Here is a 25412-nt window from a genome sequence, read left to right as displayed (position 1 = left end):
GCTCAGATGTCGAAGGCCTCGTCCGGGTGCACGAGGTCGATCGGGCCGTCGAACACGGCCTTGGCCTCGGCGAGCAGCTCCTGCGGGTCGCACCAGGCCGGGACGTGGGTGAGCAGCAGACGTCCCACCCCGGCCGCGGCCGCATGCTCGCCGGCCTGGCGCCCGGACAGGTGCACGCCGGCCGGCGCGTCGTCGCTGTGCGGCCAGCTGGCCTCGCAGAGCAGCACGTCGGCGCCCCGGGCCGCGGTGACCAGGCCGTCGCACGGCCCGGTGTCGCCGCTGTAGACGAGCGTCCGGCCCTCGTGCTCGACGCGCAGCGCGTAGGTCTCGCACGGGTGGTCGACGGGGGTGGCGCTCAGGCGCGCGTCACCGATCGACGAGGTGCTCCCGGGCGTCAGGGCGTGGAACGTGAACACGTCGGTCAGGTCGGTCCCGGCGCGTTCGGCGGCCGAGGGCGCGTAGGCGGCGGCGAACCGGTCCGGGGCCTCACCGGGGGCGTGCACGGCCAGCTTCGACGCGGTCGCGTCGTAGGGCGGGCGCGGGTGGTAGCGGCGGTGCACGACCAGGGACGCGAAGTCCGAGCAGTGGTCGGCGTGCAGGTGGCTGAACGCGACGGCGTCGAGCGCCCACGGATCGAGGTGGCGCTGCAGGGCGCCGAACGTGCCGTTGCCGAGGTCCAGGGTGAACCGCGCGTCACCGGCCTCCACGAGATAGCCCGACGCCGGTGACCCGGGCCCGGGGCCGCTGCCGGAACACCCGAGCACGATCAGCCGCATGTCACACGCTAACCCGCGCGCCCCGTCCGGCGCAGCCACCAGAGCCCGACGAACGGCAGCACGAGCGGGATGAACCCGTACCCGATCCCGAAGTCCGACCAGACCGTCTGGTCCGGGAAGTCGCCGGGATCCAGGAGGGTGAACAGTCCGACCGACAGCACCCCGACCAGCTCGAACGTCACCGAGGCCCAGGCCAGGCGGCGGAAGCCCGGCCCGTTCCCGGCCAGGCCGATCGTGGCCAGGATGTAGACGACCCCGGCCAGCCCGGACAGCGTGTAGGCGATCGGCGCCTCGCCGAACTGGCCGGCGATCTGGACGCCCGCCCGCGCCGTCGCGGACAGCGCGAAGATCCCGTAGACGGCGATCAGCACCCGTCCCGGACCGGTCGCGGTGGCGCGGGGGTGACGCGCCGGCTCAGACACCGCCGGCCGCCCAGAGTCCCTGCAGGCGCAGCACCGCCACGGCCGTGCCGACGGCGCCGATCGCGATCACCGCGCCGCCCCAGCGGGTCGGCTCGGCGGTGGCGAACTGCAGCGCGATCGGCATCACGCAGATGCTCACCACGAGGTAGATGAGGAACGTGCTCTGTTCGGGCAGCGTCACGCCGCCGAACACCCGGAACGCCGCGATGGCGGCCTGCCCGACGAGCAGCACCTCGCAGATCCCGACCGCGATCCGGTGGACCTGGTCGGGCGGGCGGTTGAACGCGGTCGTGACCAGGCCGAACAGGGCCGTCGCGACCGTGGCCACGAGAATCACGAGCACCAGCAGGCCGATCACGTCCGCGACGCTACTCCAGCCGGGGCATCGGCCGTCACGGCACCGGTGTGACGCCGGCCCGCCCCACGACCGGCCCGATCTCCGGGCCGAGGAAGCGTCGGCCCAGGCGCCGGAAGGGCTCCGGGTCGCCGGTGGCGAGGAACCGGTGCGGCTCGGCGGGCTCGGTGGCGTCGCGGAGCAGGTCGCGGGAGTGCAGCGTGCGCACGACGTCCTTGGCCGTCTCGTCGGCGCTGGAGACGAGCGTGACGTCGGGACCGAGCACGATCTGCAGCACCCCGGCCAGCAGCGGGTAGTGCGTGCACCCGAGGACGACGGTGTCGCAGCGGGCCCGCTGCAGCGGCTCCAGGTAGCTCTGGGCCAGACCGAGGATCTGCCGCCCGCTGGTGGTGCCGCGCTCGACGAAGTCGACGAACCGCGGGCAGGCCACCGAGGTGACCTCGACGTCGCGGGCGGCGTCGAACGCGTCGGCGTAGGCGCCGGAGGCGATCGTGGCCTTCGTCCCGATCACGCCGATCTTGCCGGTCCGGGTGGCGGCGACGGCCCGTCGCACGGCCGGGCGCAGCACCTCCACGACCGGCACCGGGTAGCGCTCCCGGGCGTCGGCCAGGCAGGCCGCGGACGCCGTGTTGCACGCGATGACCAGGGCCTTCACCCCGCGTTCGACGAGGTCGTCGCCGATCGCGAGAGCGTGCCGCCGGATGTCGGCGATCCGCAGCGGGCCGTACGGGCCGTTCGCGGTGTCGCCGACGTAGACGATCTGCTCGGCGGGCAGCTGGTCGATCACCGCGCGGGCCACGGTGAGACCACCGACGCCGGAGTCGAAGATGCCGATCGGGGCGTCGCGAGGGTCACTCACGGGACCGATGCTAGGCGCCGAGCCCACCACCGTTGAGAACGGGCGGGGGCGGCCCGGCGACCCGCCGGTCGGCCTTCGCGACGATCGACGCCGCGAGCAGCCCGCCGAGCGCGCCGAACAGGTGCGCCTGCCACGAGACCATCGGGTTGCTGGGCAGCACGCCCCAGAGGATCCCGCCGTAGATCGCGAACAGCACCACGGCCACCAGGATCTGCCGGAGGCTGCGGGCGAAGAACCCGCGGGCCAGCAGGAACAGGAACCATCCGAAGATCACCCCGGAGACGCCGAGCACCGGCGCGGGCGAGATCAGCCAGACGCCGATCCCGCTGGTCACCCAGATCAGCGCGGTGACCATGAACCACTGCGCGGTGCCCCCGGCCATGGCCAGGAAGCCGAAGACCAGGAACGGCAGGGTGTTGCTGATCAGGTGGTCCCAGCTGCCGTGCAGCAGCGGCGCGGTGATGATGCCGGTCAGCCCGTCCACCGAGCGCGGGACGATCACCCCGGCGTAGTCGAGCGCGTTGCCCGAGGCCTGGTCGACGACCTCGGCCAGGTAGAGGAACGCGGTGAACAGCAGCATGATCGCCGCGGCCGTGCGCGGCGACGGCGGCAGCACGCGCGCGATCGGTCGGCGGGGCGTGGATGCGGGTGCGGCCATACCGTCGACGGTACCGACCGCGCGTGCCGCCGAACGGGGGAAATCCCCTGGTCGGGCCGAAACGTTCGATCCTCTGAGGACGAGTCCCCACCGACAGGCGGGGAGGATCCGACATGGCGGAGCACCGTTCCTCCGCCCGATCGCGGTGACCGGGGGATGGCCGCTGGTCGGGCGGTCCGCCACGCTGCGCGCGATCGTCGCGACCGCGCGCTCCGGACGCCGGACCGGGGCGGTGCTGGTCGGCCCGCCCGGGGTGGGCCGCACCCGGCTCGCCCGCGCCGCGCTGGCGGCCGTCTGCGGCGCCGAGGCCCCCCGCACCGGTGCCGGGGCCCGCGGTTCCGGCGGTGGTGCGCCCGCCCGGTGGGCGCCGTGCTGGGTGATGGCCGGCAGCTCGACGGCGTCGATCCCGCTCGGCGCGATGGCGCACCTGTTCCCGGACCTGGACCCGGTCGGCTCCCCGACCGCCCGCCTGCTGCGCGAGGCCCGGCACCGCCTGCTCGCCCACGCCGGCGACGCACGGCTGGTGCTGGCCGTCGACGACGCGCACGTGCTGGACGAGACGTCGGCGATCCTGCTGCAGCAGCTGGCCGTCTCCGGCGACGCGTTCGTGATCGTCACCGTGCCGTCCGGGGTGGTGGTCCCCTCGCCGGTGTTCGCGCTGTGGAAGGAGGGCCTCACCGAGCGGATCGACATCGCCGAGCTCGACCGCGGGCAGAGTGACCGGCTGGTGGTGCACGCGCTCTGCGACGACGAGCCGGGCACGATCGTCGACGGCGGCGCGCTGGCGCACCTGTGGCGCCTGGCCCGGGGCAACCCGCTGTTCCTGCGCGAGCTCGTCGACGGCGGGCGGGCCGGTGGAGCGCTGCGCCGGGTCGGCGCGGTGTGGCGGTGGGAGGGCCCGTTCCCCGGCACCCCGCGCCTGGTCGAGATGGTGGCCGCGCAGACCGGCGTGCTCGACGACGCCGAGCAGGACCTGATGCGGGTGCTCGCGTTCGGGCAGCCGCTCGACAGCGAGGTCGCGGCCGACCTGTTCGACCCCGACGCGCTCGCCTCCGCCGAGAGCCGCGGCCTGCTCGCGTCGTCCCGCGTCGGGAACCGGGTGGACCTGCACCTGGCGCACCCGCTGCACACCGAGATCCTGCGCGGGCGGGTCACCCCGCTGCAGGAGCGCGAGATCTACCGGCGGCTCTCCGAGGCCGTCGTCTCCGGCGGCGGGCTCCGCGACGAGGACCGCTGGCGCACGGTGTCCTGGCAGGTCGCGCAGGGTCTGCCGACCGACCCGCGGGAGCTCCTCCGGGCCGCGACCGAGCTGCGTGCCCGCCACCCCGAGCTGGCCGGGCGGCTGCTCGCCGCGGCCGTCGAGCAGAACGGTGACGCGCCGGGACGGCTGGCGCTGGCCGGTGGGCTGATCCGGCTCGGGCACGTCGAGCAGGCCGAGTCGGTGCTCGCCGAGCTCGACGCCCGGGCCGGTGCCGGGGAGCCGGGCGCGGCCGGGGTGCGGCTCGACGCCGCCGTCGTCCGGGTGCACAACCTCTACTGGGGCCTGCGCGCGTTCGGCCGCGTCGACGAGGTCCTGCGGGCGATCCCGGGGACCGGGCCGGACGAGGGGGACGGCGACGAACCGGCCGCGCTGACGGTGCTGCGGGCGTTCCGGGCGTTGCTCGGCGGGCAGCCGGTCGAGGCCGCACGGATCGTCGCCCCCGTCGCCGACGACGACACGGCCGGGCTGCCCGCGCTCGCGGTGGCCGCGATGGCCTCGGCGAAGTCCGGGCGCTACGGCGCGACCGTCGGCTACGCCAAGCGGGCCGACCCGATGGCACCGGGTCTCGAGGACGGCGGCTGGCTGCGGTTCCAGGTGCTCGCGGCGTGGTGGTATGCGCTCGTGCAGTCCGGGGACCTCGACGCCGCGGACGCGCTCGCCCTGCCCTGTCACCGCGCCGCCGTGGACCGGGAGCTGGACCGCTACTCCGCGCTGTTCGCGACCTGGCTGGGGATCGTGGCCGGTCGCCGCGGGCGCGTGGCGACGGCGTCGCACTGGCTGCTGGAGGCCGCCGCGGCGGTGCCGGCCGACGGTTTCTCGTTCACGATGCCGCTGGTCGGCGAGCTGGCGGTCGCGATGGCGAGCTCCGGCCGGGTCGCCCGGGCGAAGGCGGTGCTGGCCGAGGGCGAGCGCGTCCCCGGGGACATGCTGCTCACCGGATGGGCGCACCCGGCGCGGGTGTTCGTCGCCGGGATCGAGGGGCGGACCTCGCACGCGGCGACGATCGCGCTCGCCGCCGCCGACGGCGCCGAGACCCACGGGCACCGGCTGCAGGCGCTGCACACCGCCGTCCGGGCCGGACTGACCGGCGAGGTGACCGACCGCCTGACCGTGCTGGCCGCCGATGCCGAGGGCCCGCTGGAACGGGCCTACGGCGCGCACGCGGCCGCGCTCGCCGGGACCGACGCGGACGGTCTGGACCGGGTGGCGGTGCGCTTCGCCGACCTGGGGTTCGTGCTGCTGGCCGCGGAGGCGGCGGCGCAGGCCGCGCACGCCCACCGCGCGGCCGGCCGGACCGGGTCGTCGGCGGCCTCGGCGTCACGCGCCCGGGCGTGGGCCCAGGACTGCGAGGGCGCGCACACCCCGGCGCTGGGGCTGCTGGAGGGGTCCAGCGACCTCACCCCGCGCGAGCACGAGATCGCCGCCCTGGCCGCCACCGGGATGACCAGCAAGGCCATCGCCGGTGAGCTGGTCGTGTCGGTACGCACCGTGGACAACGTGCTGCGCTCGGTCTACGCCAAGCTCGGGGTGTCCGGTCGGGGCGACCTGACCCAGGTCGCCGGGATCCGTCCCGGCGCCTGAGCCCGTCCGCCTACCCCGAGTGCCCGGACGTGGAGCAGCAGTCCGGCTCCGTGGTCGCGGTGGACGTCTCGGTGGACTTCGGGGTCGACGTCGCCGTGTGGGTCTTCGACGGGTGCGTGTCGGTCTTCGGCCTCGTCGTCGGCTTCCTCACCACCGGGTCCGGGGCGGGAGCCACCGCCGGGGCCGGGTCCGGCGCCACCGCCGCGGCGCCCGCGCCGTCGTCGGGGGCGGGCTCCTCGGCCGTCGGCTCGTCGGTGACCTGCACCGGTGACTCCGGCTCGACCGGCTCCGGCGGGGCGGTGGTGGCGACGACCGGCGTCGCGGACGGGGTCACGACCACCGGCCCCTCCGGGGCGGACCCGGACGCGGCGCCGTAGAACAGCGCGGCGGCCACCGCGGCCGCGGCGACGAGGACGCCCCCACCCACGGCGATCCCGATCCGGCGGCGGCGCTTCGGCCCGGCCGGTGCCGCCAGTGACGGCGGCGGCGCCCCGGCCGCGAGCGCGCCCGGTCCGGACACCGCGGACGCCGGCATCGTCTGCTCCGGCTCGTCCGCGGCGTACCCCGCCATGGCGGCGGTCGCGGTGTCGGGACCGGCCGCGGCTCCCGCGAGTCCGGCGCTCGCGAACGCGGCCGGGACGGCGTAGGCGCCGGTCCCGACCGGCGCCCCGGGGTTGACGGGCGCACCGGGGCCGATCGGCACCCCGGCGCCCGGCCCGGGGCCGACGACCGGGATCCCGCCGGGCGGGGTCGGGGTGTCGTCGCCCGGGACGTCGTCCCAGGCACCGGCCACACCCACCGCGGCGGCCTCGGTGGGCGTGGCGGTCCGGCCGGAGACGGCGGCCGCACCGAGGGCGATCGCGTGCTTGGGGTGGGCGTCCACCGACGTCGGGCGGCCCAGCTCGGACGACACCGTCCGCGCCACGGCCGGGATCCGCGACGACCCGCCGACCAGCAGAACGGTATGGAGCTCGTCGGCCGTCACCCCGGCCGAGGCCAGGGCGCGGCGCATCGACTCGACGGTCGCCGCGACCGAGGGCCGGATCATGTCCTCCAGCTCGCCGCGGGTCAGCCGTACCTCGGTCTGGATCGCCGGGAGCAGCACCGGGATCGTCGTCTCGGTGTCCGCCGAGAGCGCCTCCTTGGCCAGCACGCACTCCTGCCGCAGCCGGATCGCCGCACCGGTGGCGCGCACGTCGGCGGGGTCGAGCGCGGACACCGCGCCGTCGAGGACGCGGTCGACGTGGGCGAACACGGCCTCGTCGAAGTCGATGCCGCCGAGGCCCTCGATGCCCTCCGGCGTGCCGAGGATCTCGAAGCCCCCGGCCCGGCGCCCGGCGGGGTCGACGCGCAGCACGGTCGCGTCGAACGTGCCGCCGCCCAGGTCGTAGACGGCGACGACCGCGCCGTCGGGCACCCGCTCGGTGGAGGCGTAGTGCGCGGCCGCCGCCTCGGGCTCGGTCAGCATTCGGACGTCGGCCAGGCCGGCACGCACCGGGATCTGCCCGAACAGCTCGCGCTTGTAGGGGCCCCAGTTGGCCGGGTGGGTGAGCGTCACCGTGTCCGCCGGGCCGCCCTCCCGCTCGGCGACGGCACGGACGACGTCGCGCAGCTGCATCGCCATCAGCTCCTGGACCGGCTGCGGCGTCCCGCCCAGGATCACCGGCATCGGGTCGCCGAGGCGGCGTTTGACCTCGCGGGCGACCCGGTCCGGCTCGGTGGACGCACGCCGGTCGGCGGCGTCTCCGGTGAGCACGGTGCCGTCGGCCCGCAGCAGCACCACCGACGGGACGGCGGCCGTCCGGTCCCCGAGCGTGGCCATCTCGACACGACCGTCGCGCTCGACCGCCGCCGCCGTGAACGTGGTGCCGAGGTCGACACCCAGCCCGTATCCCATCGCCGTCTCCCCCTTCGAGTCCGACCGGCGCGGTGCGCCGGTCCGGTGTGCTGCCGTGCTCAGGACACGAGCGCGTCGTGTGCGCCCGCGTCGTCGGTGCTGCTGCCGTGGTCGGTGACGTCGTGGTCCGGGGTGCCGAGCGGCCCGGTCGGGTGCTCGTGCCCGGCGTCGGTCCCGGTGGTGGTCCCGCCGGTCGCGGTGCCGGTCGGGTCCGACGGGTCGGTGGCCGGGTCCGGGTGGGTCCCGGTGGACGGGTCCGGCCCGGACGCGGGATCGGGCACCGGGTGCTCGTCCGTGCCCGGGGTGGTCGGGAACGTCTCGGTCCCCGGCCGCGGGTCCGTGCCCGACGTCGTCGGCGAGCCCGGCGTGCCGGGCTGGGTTGTGCCGGGCTGGGTCGTGCCGGCCTCGGGCGCCGGCTCGAACGGCCCCGGCCCGGTGGGGGCCGCCGGTGCACCGGAAAAGTGCCCCGCGCCCGGATCGCCGGGCTCGGTCCGGGGCGTCTCCCCCGGCGGCGGTGAGGGCTCCGGTGCCTGCAGCGGGGACGCCTGCTCGTTCCCCGGACCGGAGCCCGCGGCCTCCACCGGGGCGGGCTCGACGATCCGGATGTCGGCCTGTGACGTCTCGACCTGGACGGCCGCGGCGGCCGCCGGGGCGCCGAGCGTGCTCGTGAGCGGCGCCGGCTCGACCGGTCGTGCCGCCGTCCCTGCCCCCGCGCCCGACCCGCCGGAGGTCCCGGCCGGCGACGACGGGGACGACGGGGTGATCGTCGTCTGCGGGCCCGTCCCGCGGTCCGCGGGCTCCTCCCCGAACGGCGACGACGGGTCCGGCCCGGTGCCGGGGTCCTCGGGGGCCGGCGCGTCCGGATCGACGACGACCCCGTCCGAGCCGGTGCCGGTGCCCGTACCGGTGCCGGTGCCGGTGCCGGTGCCGGTGCCGGTGGGGACCGTCGTCGGGGTCGTCCCGACCGGTGCGAACGGGCCGCTCTCGCTCGAGGGAACCCCGTCGGTCCCCTCCTTCCACGGTGTCTCCGGCAGGTCGTCGCGGTCGGTGAGGACCTGGCCCTGCTTGATCGTCGTGGTGGCCTCGTCGCCGAGGTCGTCGCTGGTGGAGGTGGCCTTCTCGGACAGGTCGACCGTCACGTCGGAGCCGTCGTGACCGTCCTTGTCGGTCACCTGCACGCGCTCGGACTGGGTGATCGCGACCTCGTCCTTGCCGTCGCCGTCGTTGCCGACCAGGACGTCGATGCCGTAGTCGGCGGTGGCCACGGAGAAGCTGCCGTCCGGGTTCTCGATCACGTGCACGTGCCCGCGCTCGTGGATCACCAGGTCGGTCTCCTCGCCCGGCGGGTCCGGGACGACCACCTGGTAGTGCTCCTTGAACACGTACTCCTGGCCGTCGTCGTCGCGGATCACGATGTACTGGTAGGCGTCGACGACGAACATGCCGTCGGCGGTCTCGGTGACGGTGACGCTCTGGAACATCTGGACGGTGAGCCACTCGCCGCCGGCCTCCGGGCCGCCGTCGCTCTGCACGTGCCAGGTGCTGCCGAGGCCGGACGCGACGTCACCGGTGCCGGTGGTCTCCGACGTGGCGTACCCGCCGCCGTGCCCGTCGGACCCGCCGTACGTCCCGCCGTCGGGGTCACCGCCCGAGCCCGCGGAGCCGCCGCCGTGGCCGGCCGAGTGGTAGGACGGGCCGTGGTCGGCGGAGCCGGGCATGGGCGGGGCCGGGTCGAGCCCGTTGTCCTCCCCTCCGGTGCCGTCCAGCGGCGCGGAGTTCCCGGCGAGGTCGACCGGGATGCCCTCGGCGGCGTCGGCGAAACCGCCCACCGAGACCAGTGCGGCCGCGGCACCCATGGCGGCGCCGGTGGCGGCGATCCGGGCGGCGATCCGCCGGACGCCGGCGGGTGCGTTCGCCCCGTTCGCGACGGCACCCCGCACGCGCTCGGGGACGGACAGGCGGACATCGGACTTCGCCAGCTCCCAGAGGTGCGGCGGCATACCCGCCGGTCCGCTGCGCGGCGGTGGTGTCGTCGTGGTCATGGCATGAGACTCCCGTCGCGGACGCCCCCGGTCATGAGCAGTCCGCTACTCGACCGGGGCCGGTGGCTACTCCCCCGTTGCTCACGAACCCGGTGTTCGGCACCGCCCGTTGCAGGGGGAGGCCGTTCTCCAGCACGCCCAGCAGCAGCCCCTCGCAGGTGCGCACCAGCACCCGGCAGGCCTCCCGGACGTCGCGCCCGGACGACGGGTGCTCGGCCCGGCGCTGCCACTGCACCAGCGCCGCCTGCGCGACCTGCAGCGTCTCCTCCCGGGTGCTGCCCGGCGGCGGGCCCAGCCGTGTCCCCGGCGCCACGCCCTCGCCGCCGAGGAGCCGTTCGGCGGTGGCCCGCTCGGCGTCGGTGAGCATCAGCGCGCCGGTGCGCAGCGTGTCCAGCAGCCGGATCTCGGCGAACTCGTGCGCGCCCGCGGTCACCAGCTCCAGCTCGTGCATCAGCGCCGCCGCGGCCGGCACCGGATAGCGGCGCAGCACCGACTCGGTCGCGCGCAGCGCGGAGCGTGCCTTGAGCACCTCGGCCCGGCCGGCGAAGCGGCTGGTCAGCGCCTCCCGGAACGGGGACAGGCCGCTGCGGTGCAGCAGTTCGCGCGACAGCGCACCGGCCGTCGTCGCGACGCCGGAGTCGATCAGCTGCACCGACAGCCGCACCCCGAACAGCCCGAACCGCTCGAGCAGCGCCGCCCGCCGCGCCGGGCCCAGGTCGAGCTCGGTCCCGGCGGCGACGAACCGGTTCGCCGTCAGCAGCAGCTTGTCCGCGACGCCGTCGTCCGCGGCGGCGAGCAGCCCGAGGGCGCGGAACTCGTCCTCGCGCAGGGTCGCCGCGGTCGCGGCGAGCAGCCCGGCGACCGGCAGCACGGTCTGGCACAGCGCCCGCACCCGCGGGTCCTCGCGGTAGCGCCCGGCGACCCGCGCCGCGCTGTCCAGCGCGCCCGGGCGGCCGTGCCCGACCTCGTCGGCGCGGGCCAGCACGCCGATCGTGTTGATCGGGCGGCGTTCGGCCGGGTCGTCGCGGAAGGCCTCCAGGAACGAGACGTCGGTGGCGTGCATGTGCCGCATCAGGTAGACGACGGCGTCGACGGCGCCCGGTCCCTCGTCGTCATCCGGGGTCAGGGTGGACGTCGTGCGCCCGGACAGCTCGGTGGTCAGCGAGTCCATGCCGGGGGTGTCGATCAGCGTCATCTCGCGCAGCGCCGGGGACGGCCAGTCGACCATCAGGTGGTCGATCTCGTCGGCGGAGAGGCCCTGCAGGTCCGGGGCCCCTCCGGTGGGCCCGGGCGGCAGGCCGAGACGCCGCCCGGAACGCAGCTGGGCGCCGACGCGGTAGGTGTGCCCGTCGCGGTACCAGGTGACGACGCGGGTGCACTCCCCCGCGTCGGTGGCCGCCAGCTCCTGACCGACGAGCGCGTTGAGCAGCGTGGACTTGCCGGCCTTGATCCGTCCGGCGATCGCGACCCGCAACGGCTCGTCGAGGCGCGCGGCCGCGGCGAGCAGGTCCGGCATGGCCGGGCCCCCGCCGTAGACGCTGCACGCCCGGTGCACGAGCCCGCGGACGCGGTTGACCAGCGTCGGGGGTGCCGGGGTCATCGCGGCGCGCCCTCTCCTGCGGTCACCGGCTCGCCGCGCACCCGCTCCAGGTGCCCGGCCAGGTCGTCGAGGCGGGCGCGCAGCATCGCCAGCGACGCCAGGTCGTTCGCGATCCGCTCCCGCGCCCCGACGTCGGACTCACCGGTGCGCGCGGACTCCTGCGCGGCGGCCAGCCCGGCCGCCGCGGAGCGCTGCAGCTCCGAGACCCGCTCGGTCCACGCGGTCCGCAGCTCGCGCTGGACGTGCCGGATCGCGTCGCGGGAGTCCTTGCCGACCTGCATCTGGAACTCGTCGACGAACCGGCGCACGGCCGCCTTCGCCTCGCTGCGGCGTTTCTCCAGCTGACGCCGCCGCTCGTCCTTGAGCCCGGCGCGTCCCATCAGGGCACCGGTGATCAGGCCGAACGGCGCCGGAATGGCGAGTGCCGCCATGTGCGTGAGCATGGTGAACATCAGGAAACCGCCGTAGGCCTTCTGGAACGCGGCCATCCCGGCGCCCTTGGCCTTCTTCTCCACGAACGCGGAGTCGACGGTGAACGTGTCCAGCAGCTCGACCGGGGCGGACACCTCGCGGGCGGTGACGATCTCGGACTCGGCCAGGTCGAAGTGCTCGCCGACGGTGTTGGCGACCTCCTTGGCCCGGCGCACGAACAGCGCGTAGTTCTCCAGCGCCTCACCGGCCAGGCGCTGGCGGAACCACTGCTCGAACTCCTCCCAGTTCTTCGCCGGGTCGCCCTCGTCGATCGCGGCCTCCGCCTCGTGCATCGCGCGGCGGGCGCGGTCGCGCAGGTCGAAGTCGACGTCCGAGGCGATGTCGGCGAACCCGTCGTTGAGCAGCAGCTGCCACTTCGACGACCGTTCGCGCAGCGCGTCGGCGCTCTCCTTCGCCGCGGTGAGCGTCGCGACCAGCTCGGCCGCGTTCTCCGGGTCGAGCAGGGCGTCGCGACGGGCCGTCGCGGCGACCTCCATCTGGCCCAGCGCCGAGCCCAGGTGCGTGACGACGGAGTCGACGGCGATCCGCTCGGAGCCGGCGAGCACGTCGTTGATCCGGCGGACCAGCTCCGGGAAGCCGGACTCGTTGTTCAGCTCCTGGTCCGCGTCCTTCGCGGCGAGCGCCCGGATCTCCGACGACACCGCGACCGCGTCGACCGTGATCCCCTTCCGGCGCAGGTGGCCCTGGTCGAGGTCGAGGATCCGCTGCCACTGCGGGTAGAGGTCGGTCTTGGTCAGCACGAGCAGCAACGTCGGGCACAGCTCGCGCACGGTGCGCAGGAACCGCAGCTCCGCCGCCGTCAGCTCCTGGGAGGCGTCGGTCACGAACAGCACCGCGTGCGACTGGGGCAGCGAGCTCATCGCCGTCGCGTTGGCGGTGGAGCCGAGACCGCCGACGCCGGGGGTGTCGATCAGGACGAGCCCGGTGGAGAGCAGCTGGCGCGAGATCCCGACGGTGACCGAGCGCAGACGACGGGTGTTGCCCGGGTTGCCCGACTCCGAGGCGTAGGCGGCGATGTCCGACGGCGAGATCGCCTCGGTCCACCCCGGGCCGCCGGATCCGGGCGCGGACTCGAAGCTGGCGCTCGCGGCCAGCTCGGCGGCGTAGCGGACCTCGGTCGGGACGGCGGTGGCGATGTCGTCGTCGACCGGGCAGACGGGCGCCGTGAGCAGCGCGTTCACCAGGGAGCTCTTGCCCTGCTTGAACTCCCCGACGACGTGCACGGTGACGGTCGCGGCCTCGAGCAGCCTGCGCGCGGCGCGGAGGCGGTCGGCCAGGTCCTCGCGGTCGTAGGCACGGGCGCCCTTGACGGTCATGTCGAGGGTCTCGAGCGCGTGCTTCGCGGCGGCACTCGGGGTTGCGGGCATCTGGAGTCGTCTCCCCTCGCACGTGTGAGCAGGTGCCCGGACTCGGCGTCCGGGCACCTGCTCACTCGTTCCGGCCCCGCGGTTCGCTACGGGGCGTCGTCGACTCAGCCGTCGTGGCTCATCGCGGCCGCGTGGTCCCCGGAACCGTCCGAGCCGCCGCTGTCGTGGCTCTCGGCCTCGAAGCTGCGCTCCTCGTACGCCGGGGCGAACGTCGGCTCCTCGGTGTGGTGGGCGACGGTCTCGACGGGGGCGTCATCGTGGTCGCTCCCTTCGGACTTGGCCTGCTGGTTGAAGTTGCTGCCCCCGCCACCGGCACCGGACTGCTGCTGGTTCTGGAAGATGTCGCCGCCGCCGTCGTCGTCACCGGACTTGGCCTGCTGGTTGAAGTTGGACCCGCCGTGGCCGCCGCCCGACTGCTGCTGGTTCTGGAAGATGTCCCCGCCGCCGTCGTCACCACCGGACTTCGCCTGCTGGTTGAAGTTCGACCCACCGTGGCCGCCGCCCGACTGCTGCTGGTTCTGGAAGATGTCCCCGCCGTCGTCATCACCACCGGACTTCGCCTGCTGGTTAAAGTTCGACCCACCGTGGCCGGCGCCCGACTGCTGCTGGTTCTGGAAGATGTCCCCGCCGTCGTCGCCACCGCCCGACTTCGCCTGCTGGTTGAAGTTGCTGCCCCCGCCACCGGCACCGGACTGCTGCTGGTTCTGGAAGATGTCCCCGCCACCGTCGTCACCACCGGACTTCGCCTGCTGGTTGAAGTTGCTCCCGCCGAGCCCGGCGGCACCCGCCTGCTGCTGGTTCTGGAAGATGTCACCGCCGTCGTCCTCCGGCAGGAAGATCCGGTCGCCGTCGGCGTCGAAGAAGAAGTGGCGCCCCTGCTCGTCGGTGAAGACCTGCTCGCCGTTCGGGCCGACCAGGACCTCGTCGCCGCCCGACTTCGCCTGCTGGTTGAAGTTCGACCCGCCCAGCCCGGCGCCGGCCTGCTGCTGGTTCTGGAAGATGTCGCCGCCGTCGTCACCACCGGACTTGGCCTGCTGGTTGAAGTTCGAACCCACGGTGTCGGTCATCGTCATCGCCTCTTCTTCGCTGGAGTGTCGGGGTCTCGCTTGAGGAGAAGAGTGCTCCGGCGACCGGCGACGGTCATGAGTACCGGAGTACTCATCCCCCGCCGGACCACTGCTCAGAAGCCGGTCGCAGCCGTCCGGACACCGACCGGGAGGATGGCGGCATGGACCGATGGATCGATCATGCGGTGTGGTGGCACGCCTACCCGCTCGGCTTCGTCGGCGCCGAGGCGCAGGCACTGCCCGAGGGCACGCCGCCGGAACCGCGCCTGGACCGGTTCGAGCCCTGGCTGGACTACCTCGTCGAGCTCGGCTGCTCCGGGCTCGCGCTGGGCCCGGTGTTCGCCTCCGAGACCCACGGCTACGACACCGTCGACCACTTCCGGATCGACCCCCGCCTCGGTGACGACGCCGCGTTCGACCGTCTCGTCGCCGCCTGCCGCACCCGCGGGATCCGGATCCTGCTCGACGGCGTGTTCAACCACGTCGGACGCTCGTTCCCGCAGTTCACACGGGCCCTCCAGGACGGGCCGGAGTCCGAGGCGGGCCGATGGTTCCGCTGGAACGGCGACGAGCCCGAGGCCTTCGAGGGCCACGACAAGCTCGTCTCCTTCGACCACGACGAGCCGGCCGTGCGCGCGCACGTCGCCGCCGTCATGACGCACTGGCTCGACCGCGGCGTGGACGGCTGGCGCCTCGACGCCGCCTACCAGGTGCCGTCGACGTTCTGGGCCGCCGTGCTCCCGGGCGTACGGGAGCGGCACCCGGACGCGTGGTTCGTCGGCGAGGTCATCCACGGCGACTACGCGGCGGTCGTCGCCGAGTCGGGCCTGGACTCGGTGACCCAGTACGAGCTGTGGAAGTCGATCTGGAGCTCGCTCAACGACGGCAACCTGCACGAGCTGGCCTGGAACCTGAGCCGGCACGAGGAGATGCTGGCGACGTTCACGCCGCTCACGTTCGTCGGCAACCACGACGTCACCCGCATCGCGAGCCGCCTGGAGAACCCCGCGCACCTCGGACACGCGGTCGCGGTGCTGATGACCGTCGCCGGGATCCCGGCGATCTACGCCGGGGACGAGCAGGCGTTCACCGGCGTCAAGGAGGAGCGCGAGCACGGCGACGACGCGATCCGCCCGCCGTTCCCGGACACCCCCGACGGCCTCGCGCCGTTCGGCGCCGCCACCCGTGAGCTGCACCAGCGCCTGATCGGGCTCCGCCGCCGCCACCCCTGGCTGGTGGACGCCCGCACCACCGTCGAGCACGTCACCGACACCACGATCGCCCTGCGCTCGGCCCCGCGCGAGGGCGACGGCGGAGGCCTGGTCCTGCTGCTCTCGGTGGACGACGCCCCGTTCCGCTTCCCGGACGAGCTGCACGGCGAGGTCCAGGCCGAAGCCGCCCCGACCGACGATCCCCTGCTCCTGGAGCCCCACACCTGGCGGATCCTCACCGGCTGAGTCCCGGGCCCTGGCGGGCACGACGAACGGCACCCCCGTCGGAAAGATTCCGACGAGGGTGCCGTTCGCTGAGAGACGGGCGCGGGATCAGGCCCAGAGCTGGCCGTCGATGCCCTGTGCGGCCGTGCCCAGGTCGCCGGAGTAGGCGCCGGTGGACAGGTACTTCCAGCCGCCGTCACAGACGATCATGACGACGTCCGCGGTCTCGCCCGCCTTGTGCGCCTTCTCCGCGGCCGCGATCGCGGCGTGCAGGATCGCGCCGGACGAGATGCCGGCGAAGATGCCCTCCTGCTCGACGAGCTGGCGGGTGCGGCGCAGCGCGTCGTAGCTGCCGACCGAGAACCGGCCGGTCAGCACGGACGCGTCGTAGAGCTCGGGGACGAACCCCTCCTCCAGGTTGCGCAGCCCGTAGACCAGCTCCCCGTAGCGCGGCTCGGCCGCGATGATCTGGACGTCGGGCTTCTGCTCGCGCAGGTAGCGCCCGGCCCCGACCAGCGTGCCGGTGGTGCCCAGCCCGGCGACGAAGTGCGTCACCGACGGCAGGTCGCGCAGGATCTCCGGACCGGTGCCGCGGTAGTGCGCATCGGTGTTCGCCGGGTTGCCGTACTGGTAGAGCATCACCCAGTCGGAGTGCTCCGCGGCCAGCTCCTTGGCCACCGCGACGGCCTGGTTCGAGCCGCCCGCGGCCGGCGAGGAGATGATCTGCGCGCCGTACATCGCCAACAGCTGGCGACGCTCGGCCGAGGTGTTCTCCGGCATCACGCAGACCAGCTGGTAGCCCTTGAGCTTGGACGCCATGGCCAGTGAGATGCCGGTGTTGCCCGACGTCGGCTCCAGGATCGTGCAGCCCGGGGTCAGCAGGCCCTGCTTCTCCGCGTCCTCGATCATCGCGAGCGCGGGCCGGTCCTTGATCGAACCGGTGGGGTTGCGGTCCTCGAGCTTCGCCCAGATCCGGACGTCCTCGGACGGCGACAGTGACGGCAGCCCGACCAGCGGGGTGTCCCCGACCGCTTGGAGCAGCGAGTCGTAACGGGCCATGAGCTGCTACTTCCCGCCCGCGACGGCCGGGAGGATGGTCAGCGTGGAGGTCTCCTGGACGGGGGCCTCGAGGCCGCCGGCGAACCGGATGTCCTCGTCGTCGACGTAGATGTTGACGAAACGGTGGAGCTTGCCGTCGGTGATCAGGCGCTCCTTGATGCCGCCGTGACGCGACTCGAGGTCGTCGATCACCTCGGCGACGTTGCTGCCCTTCGCCTCGACGGACTTCTCGCCGTCGGTGTGGGTGCGCAGGATGGTCGGGACGGAGACGGTGACGGCCATGCTCGGGTTACTCCTGGTCGGATCGGTTGCCGGTGGAAATCAAGGGGACTGTCCTGGGCAACGCGTCCGGGAGCGACGGGCATTCCACGCGCACCCCCGGCGCGTGCGCGCGGGTGGGCTCAGCGGTGGTCGGGGACGTCGTCGGAGCCGGTGTGGGCGAACATGTACGACTCCACGACCTGGATCTCCTCCTCGGCCGGCTCGCCGTCGGCGAGACGGTAGGACCGCACCTCGGGCTCGGCGTCGGCGGCGGTCAGGCCGACGATCAGCCAGTGCTGGTCGGGGGTCCAGCCCATGAACTCGACGTCCTTCACCGACGGGTAGGCCTCGGGGAGGCCGGTGTCGGTGAGCGGGCGCCGCGGGACCCGGGTGTGCGAGTGCACCACGACGATCCGGCGCTCGCCGGCCTCGTCGAGCTCACGCTCGAGCCGGATGTCCTCCTTCGGGGAGAACGCGAAGTCGCTCTCGATCCCGTCGGTGTTGGTCATCGGGACGTAGCGGCCGGGCTCGTCACCCGCTTCCGGGCCGACGAGCTGACCGCACGACTCCAGCGGGTACTCACGACGTGCGTGCGCGACGATCTCGTCGACGAGGTCTGCCCGGAGCACCAGCACGCGCTCGAGGATACGGGGCGTCCGACGACGGACGCACACGGTGTCGGCGCGGCTCACACCACCCCCGTCACACGCGCCACTCCGGCCCCGCCGGACGGGGTCCGAACACGGGCAGGGCGGTGGTCAGCGTGTGGTTCGAGTTCTCCTGGTAGACCGCGAGCGCCTGCCGGGCCCGCGACGACGGTCCCGCTGCGGCGAGGACGGCGCCCAGCAGGTCCGCGGCGCCCGGCACCGCCGCGGTACCCGGTGCGGCGGCCGGCTCCCCCGCGGCGACCTCACGCCGCGCGGCCCCGTGGTGGGCCGCCTGCTCCTGCAGTGCCGCGGCGGCGCGGGCCAGCCGGTCGGCGTCGGTGCGCGTGCCGTGCAGCAGCGCGTCGAGGTGGACGCGGGTGGCTCCGGCCGCGTCGCCGCCGTGCGCGCAGTCGTAGTCGCGCAGCAGGTGTGCGAGGTCGGCCGCGACACCGGCGACGGTCGCCGACGCGTCGCGGTAGGCGGCGGTCATCGGCTCGAACGCCGCCGCCCCGGGACCGGCCAGCAGGCGGGCGCGCAGCCGTGGCACCGACTCGTCGTCGAGGGTCAGGGCGGTGGTGGCGTAGGCGGGCACGTTGTTCCTCCAGGGATGGGTACGGGACTCAGCGGGGCGGGAGGGCGGCGAGCAGCCGGGACGCGGCGCGGGTCGCCACGGCGCACGGGTCCGGCACGGGCCCGACCTGCACCGTCAGCGAGGTGTCGTCCGACGTCGCGACGTGCAGCGAGCACGACGGGTCGCCCTCCGGCGAGGTGACGACGGACGGGAGCCCGTCCACCTCACCGGTGCGGAAGGCGCGGAAGAGGTCCCGGGCGCGGTGGGTCCCGTCGAGCCCGGCCGCCCGGACGTCGGCGCGCAGCAGGAAGCCGCGCCCGGTGCCGGACGGGGAGGGCCCGGTCCAGGAGCAGCCGGAGCCGGCCGCGCCGGTCGTCGGCGACGCGGTGGACGGGACGACGAGGCCGGGACCGAGCAGCTCCGTCGACGGGTGGCACCCGGCCAGACGGCCGGGGTCCCGCGGGACCGTGACACGCGGAGCGCCGCTCACCGTCGCGGCATCGTCCGCCGCATTCCGGCCCGGCGAGGCGCCGGCCGTCACCGGTACCGGGGCCGGTGGCTCGCCGGGGGAACATCCGGCGGCCAGCACGAGCCAGCAGAGCAGACCCGCGGGCACGGCCACCCGGACCGCCGTCCACCGCCACACCGGCCGGGCCGTACCCCGACGAGCCCTCATACCGGGATCGCGCCGGCCCGTTCCGCGTCCTCGTAGGCCCTCAGCTGCGCCTGCAGCGCCGCGATCGCCGCGAGCAGCCGCACCTGACGGTCACCGATCGAGGCCCGCGCCTGCTCCGTCATCGTGACGAGCTGCCGGTACATGTTCAGCGACACCTCGTCGTGCCCGGGCGGGGACGCGCTGACGGCGGCGTCGAGCTCCATCGCGGTCCGTGAGAGCCGGGCGACCATGTCCTGCAGCGAGGCGATCAGGGACCGGAGCCGGTCCGGGTCGAGGCGGTAACCGGCGGGTGCGTGGGCGTGCATCGGGCCACCGTGACACCCGCGTCGGGGATGGACGGGGGATCGACGGGGACCGTTCGCGGGCGCACACGCGCCCGGCGGGTCACAGCGAGCGGACGCGCACCTGGACCAGGGAGTCCTGCACGAACGTCAGCCACTGGTAGACGCCCAGGTGCGGACCCCGGGGGTCGTCGTCGGGGAGCTGCTCGGGCATCTGCTCGTCGACGTCGAGCGCGGTGCCCAGCGCGAGACGGACGTCGTTGAGCGCGGCCAGCCAGGAGTCGACCTGGTCGAGGTCGAGCTCGACCCGTCCCCCGGCCTCGGGCAGCGTGTCGAGCACCAGCTTCGCCGCGGCGTCCTTGGCCTCGATCAGCTCCGGCTCGTGCAGCGACCGCAGGCCGCCGGCCAGGTCGGAGTCCTCGGAGGTGAAGTCGGGCAGCAGCCGGGCCAGGACCCGGTCGGTGGGACGGCTCGTCGGGCCGGTGCGGATCCCGGTCAGGGCGGCCAGCTCGTCCTCGGGCGCCTGCGCGGCCCGGTTGCCCAGCATCTGGCGGATCTCGGTGAACAGCCCGCGCAGCACGCCGGCCTCCTCACCGGAGAATCCGCTCACGATGCGCAGCCGGTCCCCGCGCCCGGTCCGCTTCCAGCTGTTCATGCCCCACCCCTCACGAGCGCTGCATCGTGGCCCACAGGCCCGCCGCGTGCAGCTTCGCCACGTCGCCCTCGACCTTCTCCTTGTCCCCGGAGGAGACCGCCGCACGACCCTTGTGGTGCACGTCGAGCATCAGCGCGGTCGCCTTCGGCTCGGGATAGGCGAACAGCTTCTGCAGCACGTAGGTCACGTACGACATCAGGTTGACCGGGTCGTTCCAGACGATGGCCTGCCACGGCGTGTCCGAGGCGGAGGCTTCGTCGACGGCCGGGTCCACCTGCTCGGTGGGCGACGGTGACGGCGCGGACATGGCGTCCATGGTGTCACGGGCCCACACCGGCCCGGCAGCGCGCATAAGCTCCACAACCATGAACGGGCCTCCCACGGCGCCGGGTAGCGGAACGGCGCTGCTCACCGACCGGTACGAGCTCACGATGGTCGCCGCGGCGCTGGCCGACGGCACCGCCGACCGCCACTGCGTGTTCGAGCTGTTCGCGCGCCGCCTCCCCGACGGGCGGCGCTACGGCGTCGTCGCCGGCACCGGGCGGCTGCTCGAGGCGCTCGACGCGTTCCGCTTCGGCCCCGCCGACCTGGAGCTGCTCGCCCACGTGGTCGACCCGGCGACGCTGGACTGGCTGCGCGACTACCGCTTCACCGGCGACGTCGACGGCTACCCGGAGGGCGAGCTCTACTTCCCCGGCTCGCCGATCCTCACCGTCACCGGGACGTTCGCCGACGCGGTGATCCTGGAGACGCTCGCGCTGTCGATCTACAACCACGACTGCGCGATCGCCTCGGCCGCGGCCCGGATGGTCAGCGCCGCCGCCGGCCGTCCGATGATCGAGATGGGGTCGCGGCGCACGCACGAGGAGGCCGCCGTCGCCGCGGCGCGGGCGGCCTACCTGGCCGGCTTCTCCGCCACGTCGAACCTCGCGGCCGGGCAGCGCCACGGCATCCCCACCGCGGGCACCGCCGCGCACGCCTGGATCCTGCTGCACGACGATGAGATCTCCGCGTTCCGCAGCCAGGTCGCCTCGATGGGCACCGGCACCACGCTGCTGGTGGACACGATCGACATCCGGCAGGGCATCGAGAACGCGATCGCCGCCGCCGGCACCGACCTGTTCGCGATCCGGATCGACTCCGGCGACCTGGGCGAGCTCGCCCGCCAGGCCCGCGAGCAGCTCGACGGCCTGGGCGCGACCGGTACGAAGATCGTGCTCTCCGGTGACCTCGACGAGTACGCGCTGGCCTCGCTGCGCGCCGAGCCGGTCGACTCCTACGGCGTCGGCACCTCGGTCGTCACCGGCTCCGGCGCCCCCACCGGCGGGATGGTCTACAAGCTCGTCGAGGTCGACGGGCGCCCGGTCGCCAAGCGCAGCGCGTCCAAGGAGTCCAAGGGCGGCCGGAAGTCGGCGCTGCGCCGCTACAAGCCGACCGGAACCGCCGTCGAGGAGGTCGTGTTCCTGGCCGAGCACCCGCTCCCGGCCGGGCCGCACGACGCCGTCCTGCCGGTGCCGATGGTGCGCGGCGGCAAGGTCGTGCCCGAGGCCGTCGACCTGGAGGGTGCCCGCGAGCGCCTGCGCGCGGCCCTGGTGTCGGTGCCGTGGGAGGGGCTCAAGCTCTCCCGCGGCGAGCCGGCCATCCCGACGACGTTCCATCTGGAGGTGTCGAGATGAGCCGCGCACTGATCGTCGTCGACGTCCAGAACGACTTCTGCGAGGGCGGCGCGCTGGCCGTCGACGGGGGTGCCGCGGTCGCGGCCGGGATCGGCGCGCTGGTCGCAGGCGGCGGCTACGACCACGTCGTGGCGACCCGCGACGTCCACGTGGACCCGGGCGACCACTTCAGTGACACCCCGGACTTCGCCACGTCCTGGCCGCCGCACTGCCGCACCGGCACGCCCGGCGCCTCGTTCCACCCCGCACTCGACGTCGCGCCGATCGAGGCGGTCTTCGACAAGGGCGCCTACACCAGCGCGTACTCCGGCTTCGAGGGATCGGACCGGGGCGAGACCGGCACCGCGCTCGGGGACTGGCTCGCCGCGCACGGGGTGGACACGGTCGAGGTCGTCGGCCTGGCGACGGACCACTGCGTGCGCGCCACCGCCCTGGACGCCGTCCGCCACGGCCTGGCCACGACCGTCCTGCTCGACCACTGCGCCGGGGTCGCCCCCGCGACCACGGCCCGCGCGCTCGACGAGCTGCGCGGGGCCGGGGTCGAGGTGCGCTAGCCCTTCATCCGGAACGGGTCCAGCGCCGCGGCGATGTTGACCGGGCCGCCGTCGCTGCCCGGGGCGTGGTGGCTGCCCTCGGCCTCGGCCAGGCCGATGCAGCGCGCGCCGTCGAACAGACCGCAGGCGTAGCGGACGGTGTCCTCGCCGAGGTCCAGCACGCCGACCCGGAGCTGGTAGATGTTCGGGTACTCGACCTCCGCCCGGTACTGCACGGCCAGCGAGCTCGGCGACAGGCCGTCCAGCGGGCCGCCGGTCGGGTAGCCCAGGACGTCCTGGTGCAGCTCGGCGAGGCCGTCGAGGTACCAGCCGGCGAGCTTGACGTTGTTCACGTGCCGGTTGGTGTCGAGGTCGCCGAAGCGGGTGCGGACGTCCACCCGGAACGGGTAGTTCTCACGGACCAGGCGGGCGCCGCCGCGGTCCGGACGCTCCGAGGGCTCGACGGCGACGCGGATCGTCGCCAGCGCGCCGCGCACCTGGTCCGGCAGCGGGGACGGGCCGTCGCCCTCGACGTACACGCTGACCGACTCGCCGGTCGCCACGCACTCGTGGCCGGCGAACACGGCGTAGGCGTAGGTGAACGAGGAGACGCCGATGTGGCTGACCCCGATCCCGATCCGGTAGCGCCCGGCCACCCGCAGCGGGGCGATCACGTCGACCCGGACGGCGGCGAGCAGCAGCTTGACGCGGGCCTGCAGGCGGGCCACCAGGTCGGCGCCGAACGCGTCCCGCTCGACGGCCACCCGGGCGTCCTCGAACCAGCGCACGAGGGCGTCGCGGCCGATCCGGCGGCTCGGGTCGAGGTCGGAGTAGCGGGCGTCGTGCTCGATCAGCACGGGGTAGAGCGAGGGGTCCTGGCGGGTCCCGGAGAGGGTCGTCTGCGTCGATGTCACGGCCCCATCGTGCCGTCATGACGCAGGTCACCGGCCACCCGGCCGGGCCGGATCACACGTGGCCTGCGCCATCCCGCAGTGGTGTTCACCGGCTGTTCGCCCGGCCGTCGACCGCGGCGCGCGGTTCCCGACCCGGCCCGGCTCGCGGGTTCCCGGCGACGGCGGCGGTAGCCTCGCCGGGTGCCCGCCACCACGGCTCCGACCGTCTCCTCCCGGGACATGCCCGGCGTGGCCGAGCTTCTCGAGGCGGCCGTCACCTCCGTCGGCGGCAGCCGGCGCGAGGGCCAGGACAAGATGGCCGACGCCGTGCGCCGCTCGTTGTCCAGCGGCGAGCACCTCGCCGTGCAGGCCGGCACCGGCACCGGCAAGTCACTGGCCTACCTCGTCCCCGCGATCCGGCACGCGATGGTCCGCGAGACCACCGTGGTGATCTCCACGGCCACGATCGCGCTGCAGCGCCAGCTCGTCGACCGGGACCTGCCGCGGGTCGCGAAGAGCCTCAAGCCGCTGCTCGGGCGCGAACCCACGTTCGCGATCCTCAAGGGCCGCCGCAACTACCTGTGCCTGAACAAGCTGCACGGCGAGGACATGGGCGACGACGGGGGCGAGGAGCAGCTCTTCGACGCGTTCGCGATCTCGGCGATGGGCCGCAACGTCAAGCGCGTGCACGACTGGGCGTCGGACACCGAGACCGGCGACCGCGACGAGCTGGTCCCCGGCGTCCCGGACGCGGCCTGGCGCCAGGTGTCGGTGACGGCCCGGGAGTGCCTGGGTGCGACCCGCTGCCCGGTCGGCGAGGACTGCTTCGCCGAGAAGGCCCGCGCCGAGGCCGGGCGCGCCGACATCGTCGTCACCAACCACGCGCTGCTCGCGATCGACGCGATGGGCGACGCCTCGGTGCTGCCCGAGCACGACGTCGTCGTGATCGACGAGGCGCACGAGCTGGTGGACCGGGTCACCGGCGCCGCCACCGCGGAGCTGACCGCCGGCACCGTGGCCGCGGCCGCGCGGCGGTGCGCCAAGCTCGTCGACCAGGGGATCGCCGACCGTCTCACCGAGGCCGGCGAGGGCCTGGGCATGGTCCTGGAGGACATCGCGCCCGGGCGCTGGGAGACGCTGCCGCAGTCCGCGGCGGGGGCGCTGAACTCGATCGTCGAGGCCGCGGCGGGGTGCCGTCAGGGTCTCGGCGGGGCGCGCAAGGAGGACCCGGACGCGGCCACCGGCCGCAAGGTCGCGCTCGCCCTGCTCGACGAGGTCTCCGAGACCGCGATCCGTCTCACCAAGACCTTCGAGGAACGCGACCCCGCCAAGCGCTGGGACGTCGTCTGGCTCGGCGAGCAGGGCCCCGACGGTGCCCGCTACAAGGTCCTGCGGGTCGCCCCGCTCTCGGTCGGCGGGCTCCTGCGCGAGCGGCTGTTCGCCCAGCGCACGACGGTGCTGACCTCGGCGACGCTGGCGCTGGGCGGGTCGTTCGACGCGCTCGCCCGCCAGTGGGGCCTGCCCGCGGAGAAGCCGAAGGAGTCGGGCTCGGAGAAGGCCGACGTGTCCGCCTCGGACCCCGGCCACGGACCCGTGCAGGACCCGGACGCGCCGCGGTGGAGCGGGCTCGACGTCGGGTCCCCGTTCGCCCACGGGCGCAGCGGGATCCTCTACCTGGCCAAGCGGCTCCCGCCGCCCGGACGCGACGGGCTCGCCCAGGAGTACCTCGACGAGATCACCGGCCTGGTCGAGGCCGCCGGCGGGCGCACGCTGGGCCTGTTCTCGTCGATGCGCGCGGCCAAGCAGGCCACCGAGGCACTGCGCGGGAAACTCTCCACTCCCCTGCTCTGCCAGGGCGACGACTCGACGATGCTGCTGGTCAAGCGCTTCGCCGAGGACGAGGAGACGTCGCTGTTCGGGACGCTGTCGCTGTGGCAGGGCGTGGACGTGCCCGGCCCGTCGCTGTCCTGCGTGATCATCGACCGGATCCCGTTCCCGCGCCCGGACGACCCGCTCGTCGCGGCCCGCCAGAAGGCCACCGACGCCCGCGGAGGCAACGGCTTCCTGTCCGTCTCGGCCACCCACGCGGCCCTGCTCCTCGCCCAGGGCGCGGGACGGCTGCTGCGCGGGACCGACGACCGCGGCGTCGTCGCGATCCTGGACCCGCGGATCGCGACCGCCCGCTACGGCGGCTTCCTGCGCGCCTCGCTGCCGCCGTTCTGGGCGACCTCGGACGTGGAGAAGGTGCACGGCGCCCTGCGCCGCCTGCGCGGCGCCTGAGGCACATTCCGCGGACCGCGCACGTCACAACCCGTCTACTTCACACACCTCCCGGTGGCAGCGACCG

General features: G+C 74.4%; 24 protein-coding genes. 5 read left to right on the top strand and 19 right to left on the bottom strand.

Annotation, left to right across the window (positions count from 1 at the left end; all coding sequences use genetic code 11):
- Window positions 1-2: 2 nt before the first annotated feature.
- From EV383_RS05810 to EV383_RS05790, 5 genes are read right to left on the bottom strand one after another with little or no spacing between them, the layout of a single operon-like run.
- Window positions 3-776: an MBL fold metallo-hydrolase gene (locus EV383_RS05810; RefSeq protein ID WP_130288946.1), complete on the bottom strand. Its 774-nt coding sequence runs from the start codon at window positions 774-776 to the stop codon at window positions 3-5.
- Window positions 777-784: 8 nt separating this feature from the next.
- Entirely contained in the window at window positions 785-1198 is a 414-nt protein-coding gene (locus EV383_RS05805; RefSeq protein WP_165438245.1) for a hypothetical protein, read from the bottom strand.
- Window positions 1191-1556, bottom strand: coding sequence for a hypothetical protein (locus tag EV383_RS05800; RefSeq protein WP_130288945.1), 366 nt, complete (start codon window positions 1554-1556; stop codon window positions 1191-1193). Before EV383_RS05800 ends, EV383_RS05805 begins: the two co-directional genes overlap by 8 nt.
- Before the next feature lie 34 nt (window positions 1557-1590).
- Window positions 1591-2412: a glutamate racemase gene (gene murI / locus EV383_RS05795; protein WP_130288944.1), complete on the bottom strand. Its 822-nt coding sequence runs from the start codon at window positions 2410-2412 to the stop codon at window positions 1591-1593.
- Window positions 2413-2422: 10 nt separating this feature from the next.
- Window positions 2423-3070 carry a rhomboid family intramembrane serine protease gene (locus EV383_RS05790; RefSeq protein ID WP_130288943.1) on the bottom strand — a complete coding sequence of 216 codons (648 nt, stop codon included), beginning with the start codon at window positions 3068-3070 and terminating at the stop codon, window positions 2423-2425.
- Window positions 3071-3215: 145 nt separating this feature from the next.
- Between EV383_RS05790 and EV383_RS05785 the strand changes: the two genes are divergently transcribed.
- Window positions 3216-5912: a helix-turn-helix transcriptional regulator gene (locus tag EV383_RS05785; protein ID WP_130288942.1), complete on the top strand. Its 2697-nt coding sequence runs from the start codon at window positions 3216-3218 to the stop codon at window positions 5910-5912.
- A gap of 10 nt (window positions 5913-5922) precedes the next feature.
- On the opposite strand, the gene EV383_RS31990 is transcribed toward EV383_RS05785, so the two are convergent.
- The 5 genes from EV383_RS31990 to EV383_RS05760 all read right to left on the bottom strand — a co-directional run bounded on the left by EV383_RS31990 (window position 5923) and on the right by EV383_RS05760 (window position 14377).
- Complete coding sequence (locus EV383_RS31990; RefSeq protein WP_242622920.1) at window positions 5923-7809, bottom strand: Hsp70 family protein; 1887 nt, start codon at window positions 7807-7809, stop codon at window positions 5923-5925.
- A 59-nt stretch (window positions 7810-7868) separates the two neighbouring features.
- A complete protein-coding gene (locus EV383_RS05775) occupies window positions 7869-9851 on the bottom strand; it encodes a hypothetical protein (protein WP_130288941.1) in 1983 nt (660 codons plus the stop codon).
- A 31-nt stretch (window positions 9852-9882) separates the two neighbouring features.
- Window positions 9883-11451: a dynamin family protein gene (locus EV383_RS05770; protein WP_130288940.1), complete on the bottom strand. Its 1569-nt coding sequence runs from the start codon at window positions 11449-11451 to the stop codon at window positions 9883-9885.
- Window positions 11448-13310: a dynamin family protein gene (locus EV383_RS05765; protein ID WP_130288939.1), complete on the bottom strand. Its 1863-nt coding sequence runs from the start codon at window positions 13308-13310 to the stop codon at window positions 11448-11450. Before EV383_RS05765 ends, EV383_RS05770 begins: the two co-directional genes overlap by 4 nt.
- Window positions 13311-13414: 104 nt before the next feature.
- A complete protein-coding gene (locus EV383_RS05760; protein WP_130288938.1) occupies window positions 13415-14377 on the bottom strand; it encodes a glycoprotein in 963 nt (320 codons plus the stop codon).
- Between the two features lie 161 nt (window positions 14378-14538).
- Here EV383_RS05760 and EV383_RS05755 point away from each other — a divergent pair, with 161 nt between their 5' ends.
- Window positions 14539-15834: an alpha-amylase family protein gene (locus EV383_RS05755; protein ID WP_130288937.1), complete on the top strand. Its 1296-nt coding sequence runs from the start codon at window positions 14539-14541 to the stop codon at window positions 15832-15834.
- Between the two features lie 87 nt (window positions 15835-15921).
- Here EV383_RS05755 and EV383_RS05750 read toward each other — a convergent pair whose 3' ends face one another.
- From EV383_RS05750 to clpS, 8 genes are all read right to left on the bottom strand, one after another.
- Window positions 15922-16872 (bottom strand): PLP-dependent cysteine synthase family protein, encoded by a 951-nt coding sequence (locus tag EV383_RS05750; RefSeq protein WP_130288936.1) that lies wholly within the window; start codon window positions 16870-16872, stop codon window positions 15922-15924.
- 6 nt (window positions 16873-16878) lie between these two features.
- The gene (locus EV383_RS05745; RefSeq protein WP_130288935.1) at window positions 16879-17154 is read right to left on the bottom strand and encodes a MoaD/ThiS family protein; all 276 of its coding nucleotides are present in this window, start codon (window positions 17152-17154) and stop codon (window positions 16879-16881) included.
- Window positions 17155-17273: 119 nt separating this feature from the next.
- On the bottom strand, window positions 17274-17768 hold the full coding sequence (locus EV383_RS05740) for a M67 family metallopeptidase (protein WP_165438244.1): 495 nt from the start codon (window positions 17766-17768) through the stop codon (window positions 17274-17276).
- 67 nt (window positions 17769-17835) lie between these two features.
- Entirely contained in the window at window positions 17836-18372 is a 537-nt protein-coding gene (locus EV383_RS05735; protein ID WP_130288934.1) for a hypothetical protein, read from the bottom strand.
- 28 nt (window positions 18373-18400) lie between these two features.
- The gene (locus EV383_RS05730; protein ID WP_165438243.1) at window positions 18401-18973 is read right to left on the bottom strand and encodes a DUF3558 family protein; all 573 of its coding nucleotides are present in this window, start codon (window positions 18971-18973) and stop codon (window positions 18401-18403) included.
- A 50-nt stretch (window positions 18974-19023) separates the two neighbouring features.
- The gene (locus EV383_RS05725) at window positions 19024-19332 is read right to left on the bottom strand and encodes a PE domain-containing protein (RefSeq protein ID WP_130288932.1); all 309 of its coding nucleotides are present in this window, start codon (window positions 19330-19332) and stop codon (window positions 19024-19026) included.
- A 79-nt stretch (window positions 19333-19411) separates the two neighbouring features.
- The gene (locus EV383_RS05720) at window positions 19412-19963 is read right to left on the bottom strand and encodes a DUF2017 domain-containing protein (protein ID WP_130288931.1); all 552 of its coding nucleotides are present in this window, start codon (window positions 19961-19963) and stop codon (window positions 19412-19414) included.
- Between the two features lie 10 nt (window positions 19964-19973).
- Complete coding sequence (gene clpS, locus EV383_RS05715) at window positions 19974-20270, bottom strand: ATP-dependent Clp protease adapter ClpS (RefSeq protein ID WP_130288930.1); 297 nt, start codon at window positions 20268-20270, stop codon at window positions 19974-19976.
- A gap of 58 nt (window positions 20271-20328) precedes the next feature.
- Between clpS and EV383_RS05710 the strand changes: the two genes are divergently transcribed.
- On the top strand, window positions 20329-21639 hold the full coding sequence (locus EV383_RS05710) for a nicotinate phosphoribosyltransferase (RefSeq protein WP_130288929.1): 1311 nt from the start codon (window positions 20329-20331) through the stop codon (window positions 21637-21639).
- Complete coding sequence (locus EV383_RS05705; protein WP_130288928.1) at window positions 21636-22193, top strand: isochorismatase family protein; 558 nt, start codon at window positions 21636-21638, stop codon at window positions 22191-22193. Before EV383_RS05710 ends, EV383_RS05705 begins: the two co-directional genes overlap by 4 nt.
- Here EV383_RS05705 and EV383_RS05700 read toward each other — a convergent pair.
- Window positions 22190-23086, bottom strand: coding sequence for a thioesterase family protein (locus EV383_RS05700; RefSeq protein WP_130288927.1), 897 nt, complete (start codon window positions 23084-23086; stop codon window positions 22190-22192). The genes EV383_RS05705 and EV383_RS05700 overlap by 4 nt on opposite strands.
- A gap of 219 nt (window positions 23087-23305) precedes the next feature.
- On the opposite strand from EV383_RS05700, the gene EV383_RS05695 reads away from it, so the two are divergent.
- A complete protein-coding gene (locus EV383_RS05695) occupies window positions 23306-25345 on the top strand; it encodes an ATP-dependent DNA helicase (protein WP_130293961.1) in 2040 nt (679 codons plus the stop codon).
- Window positions 25346-25412: the final 67 nt, after the last annotated feature.

Origin of the sequence: Pseudonocardia sediminis, assembly GCF_004217185.1 — a bacterium.
Taxonomy (GTDB): Bacteria; Actinomycetota; Actinomycetes; order Mycobacteriales; family Pseudonocardiaceae; genus Pseudonocardia; species Pseudonocardia sediminis.
Note: the sequence above shows the minus strand (reverse complement) of the source record. Positions and strands in the feature narration are given on the sequence as shown.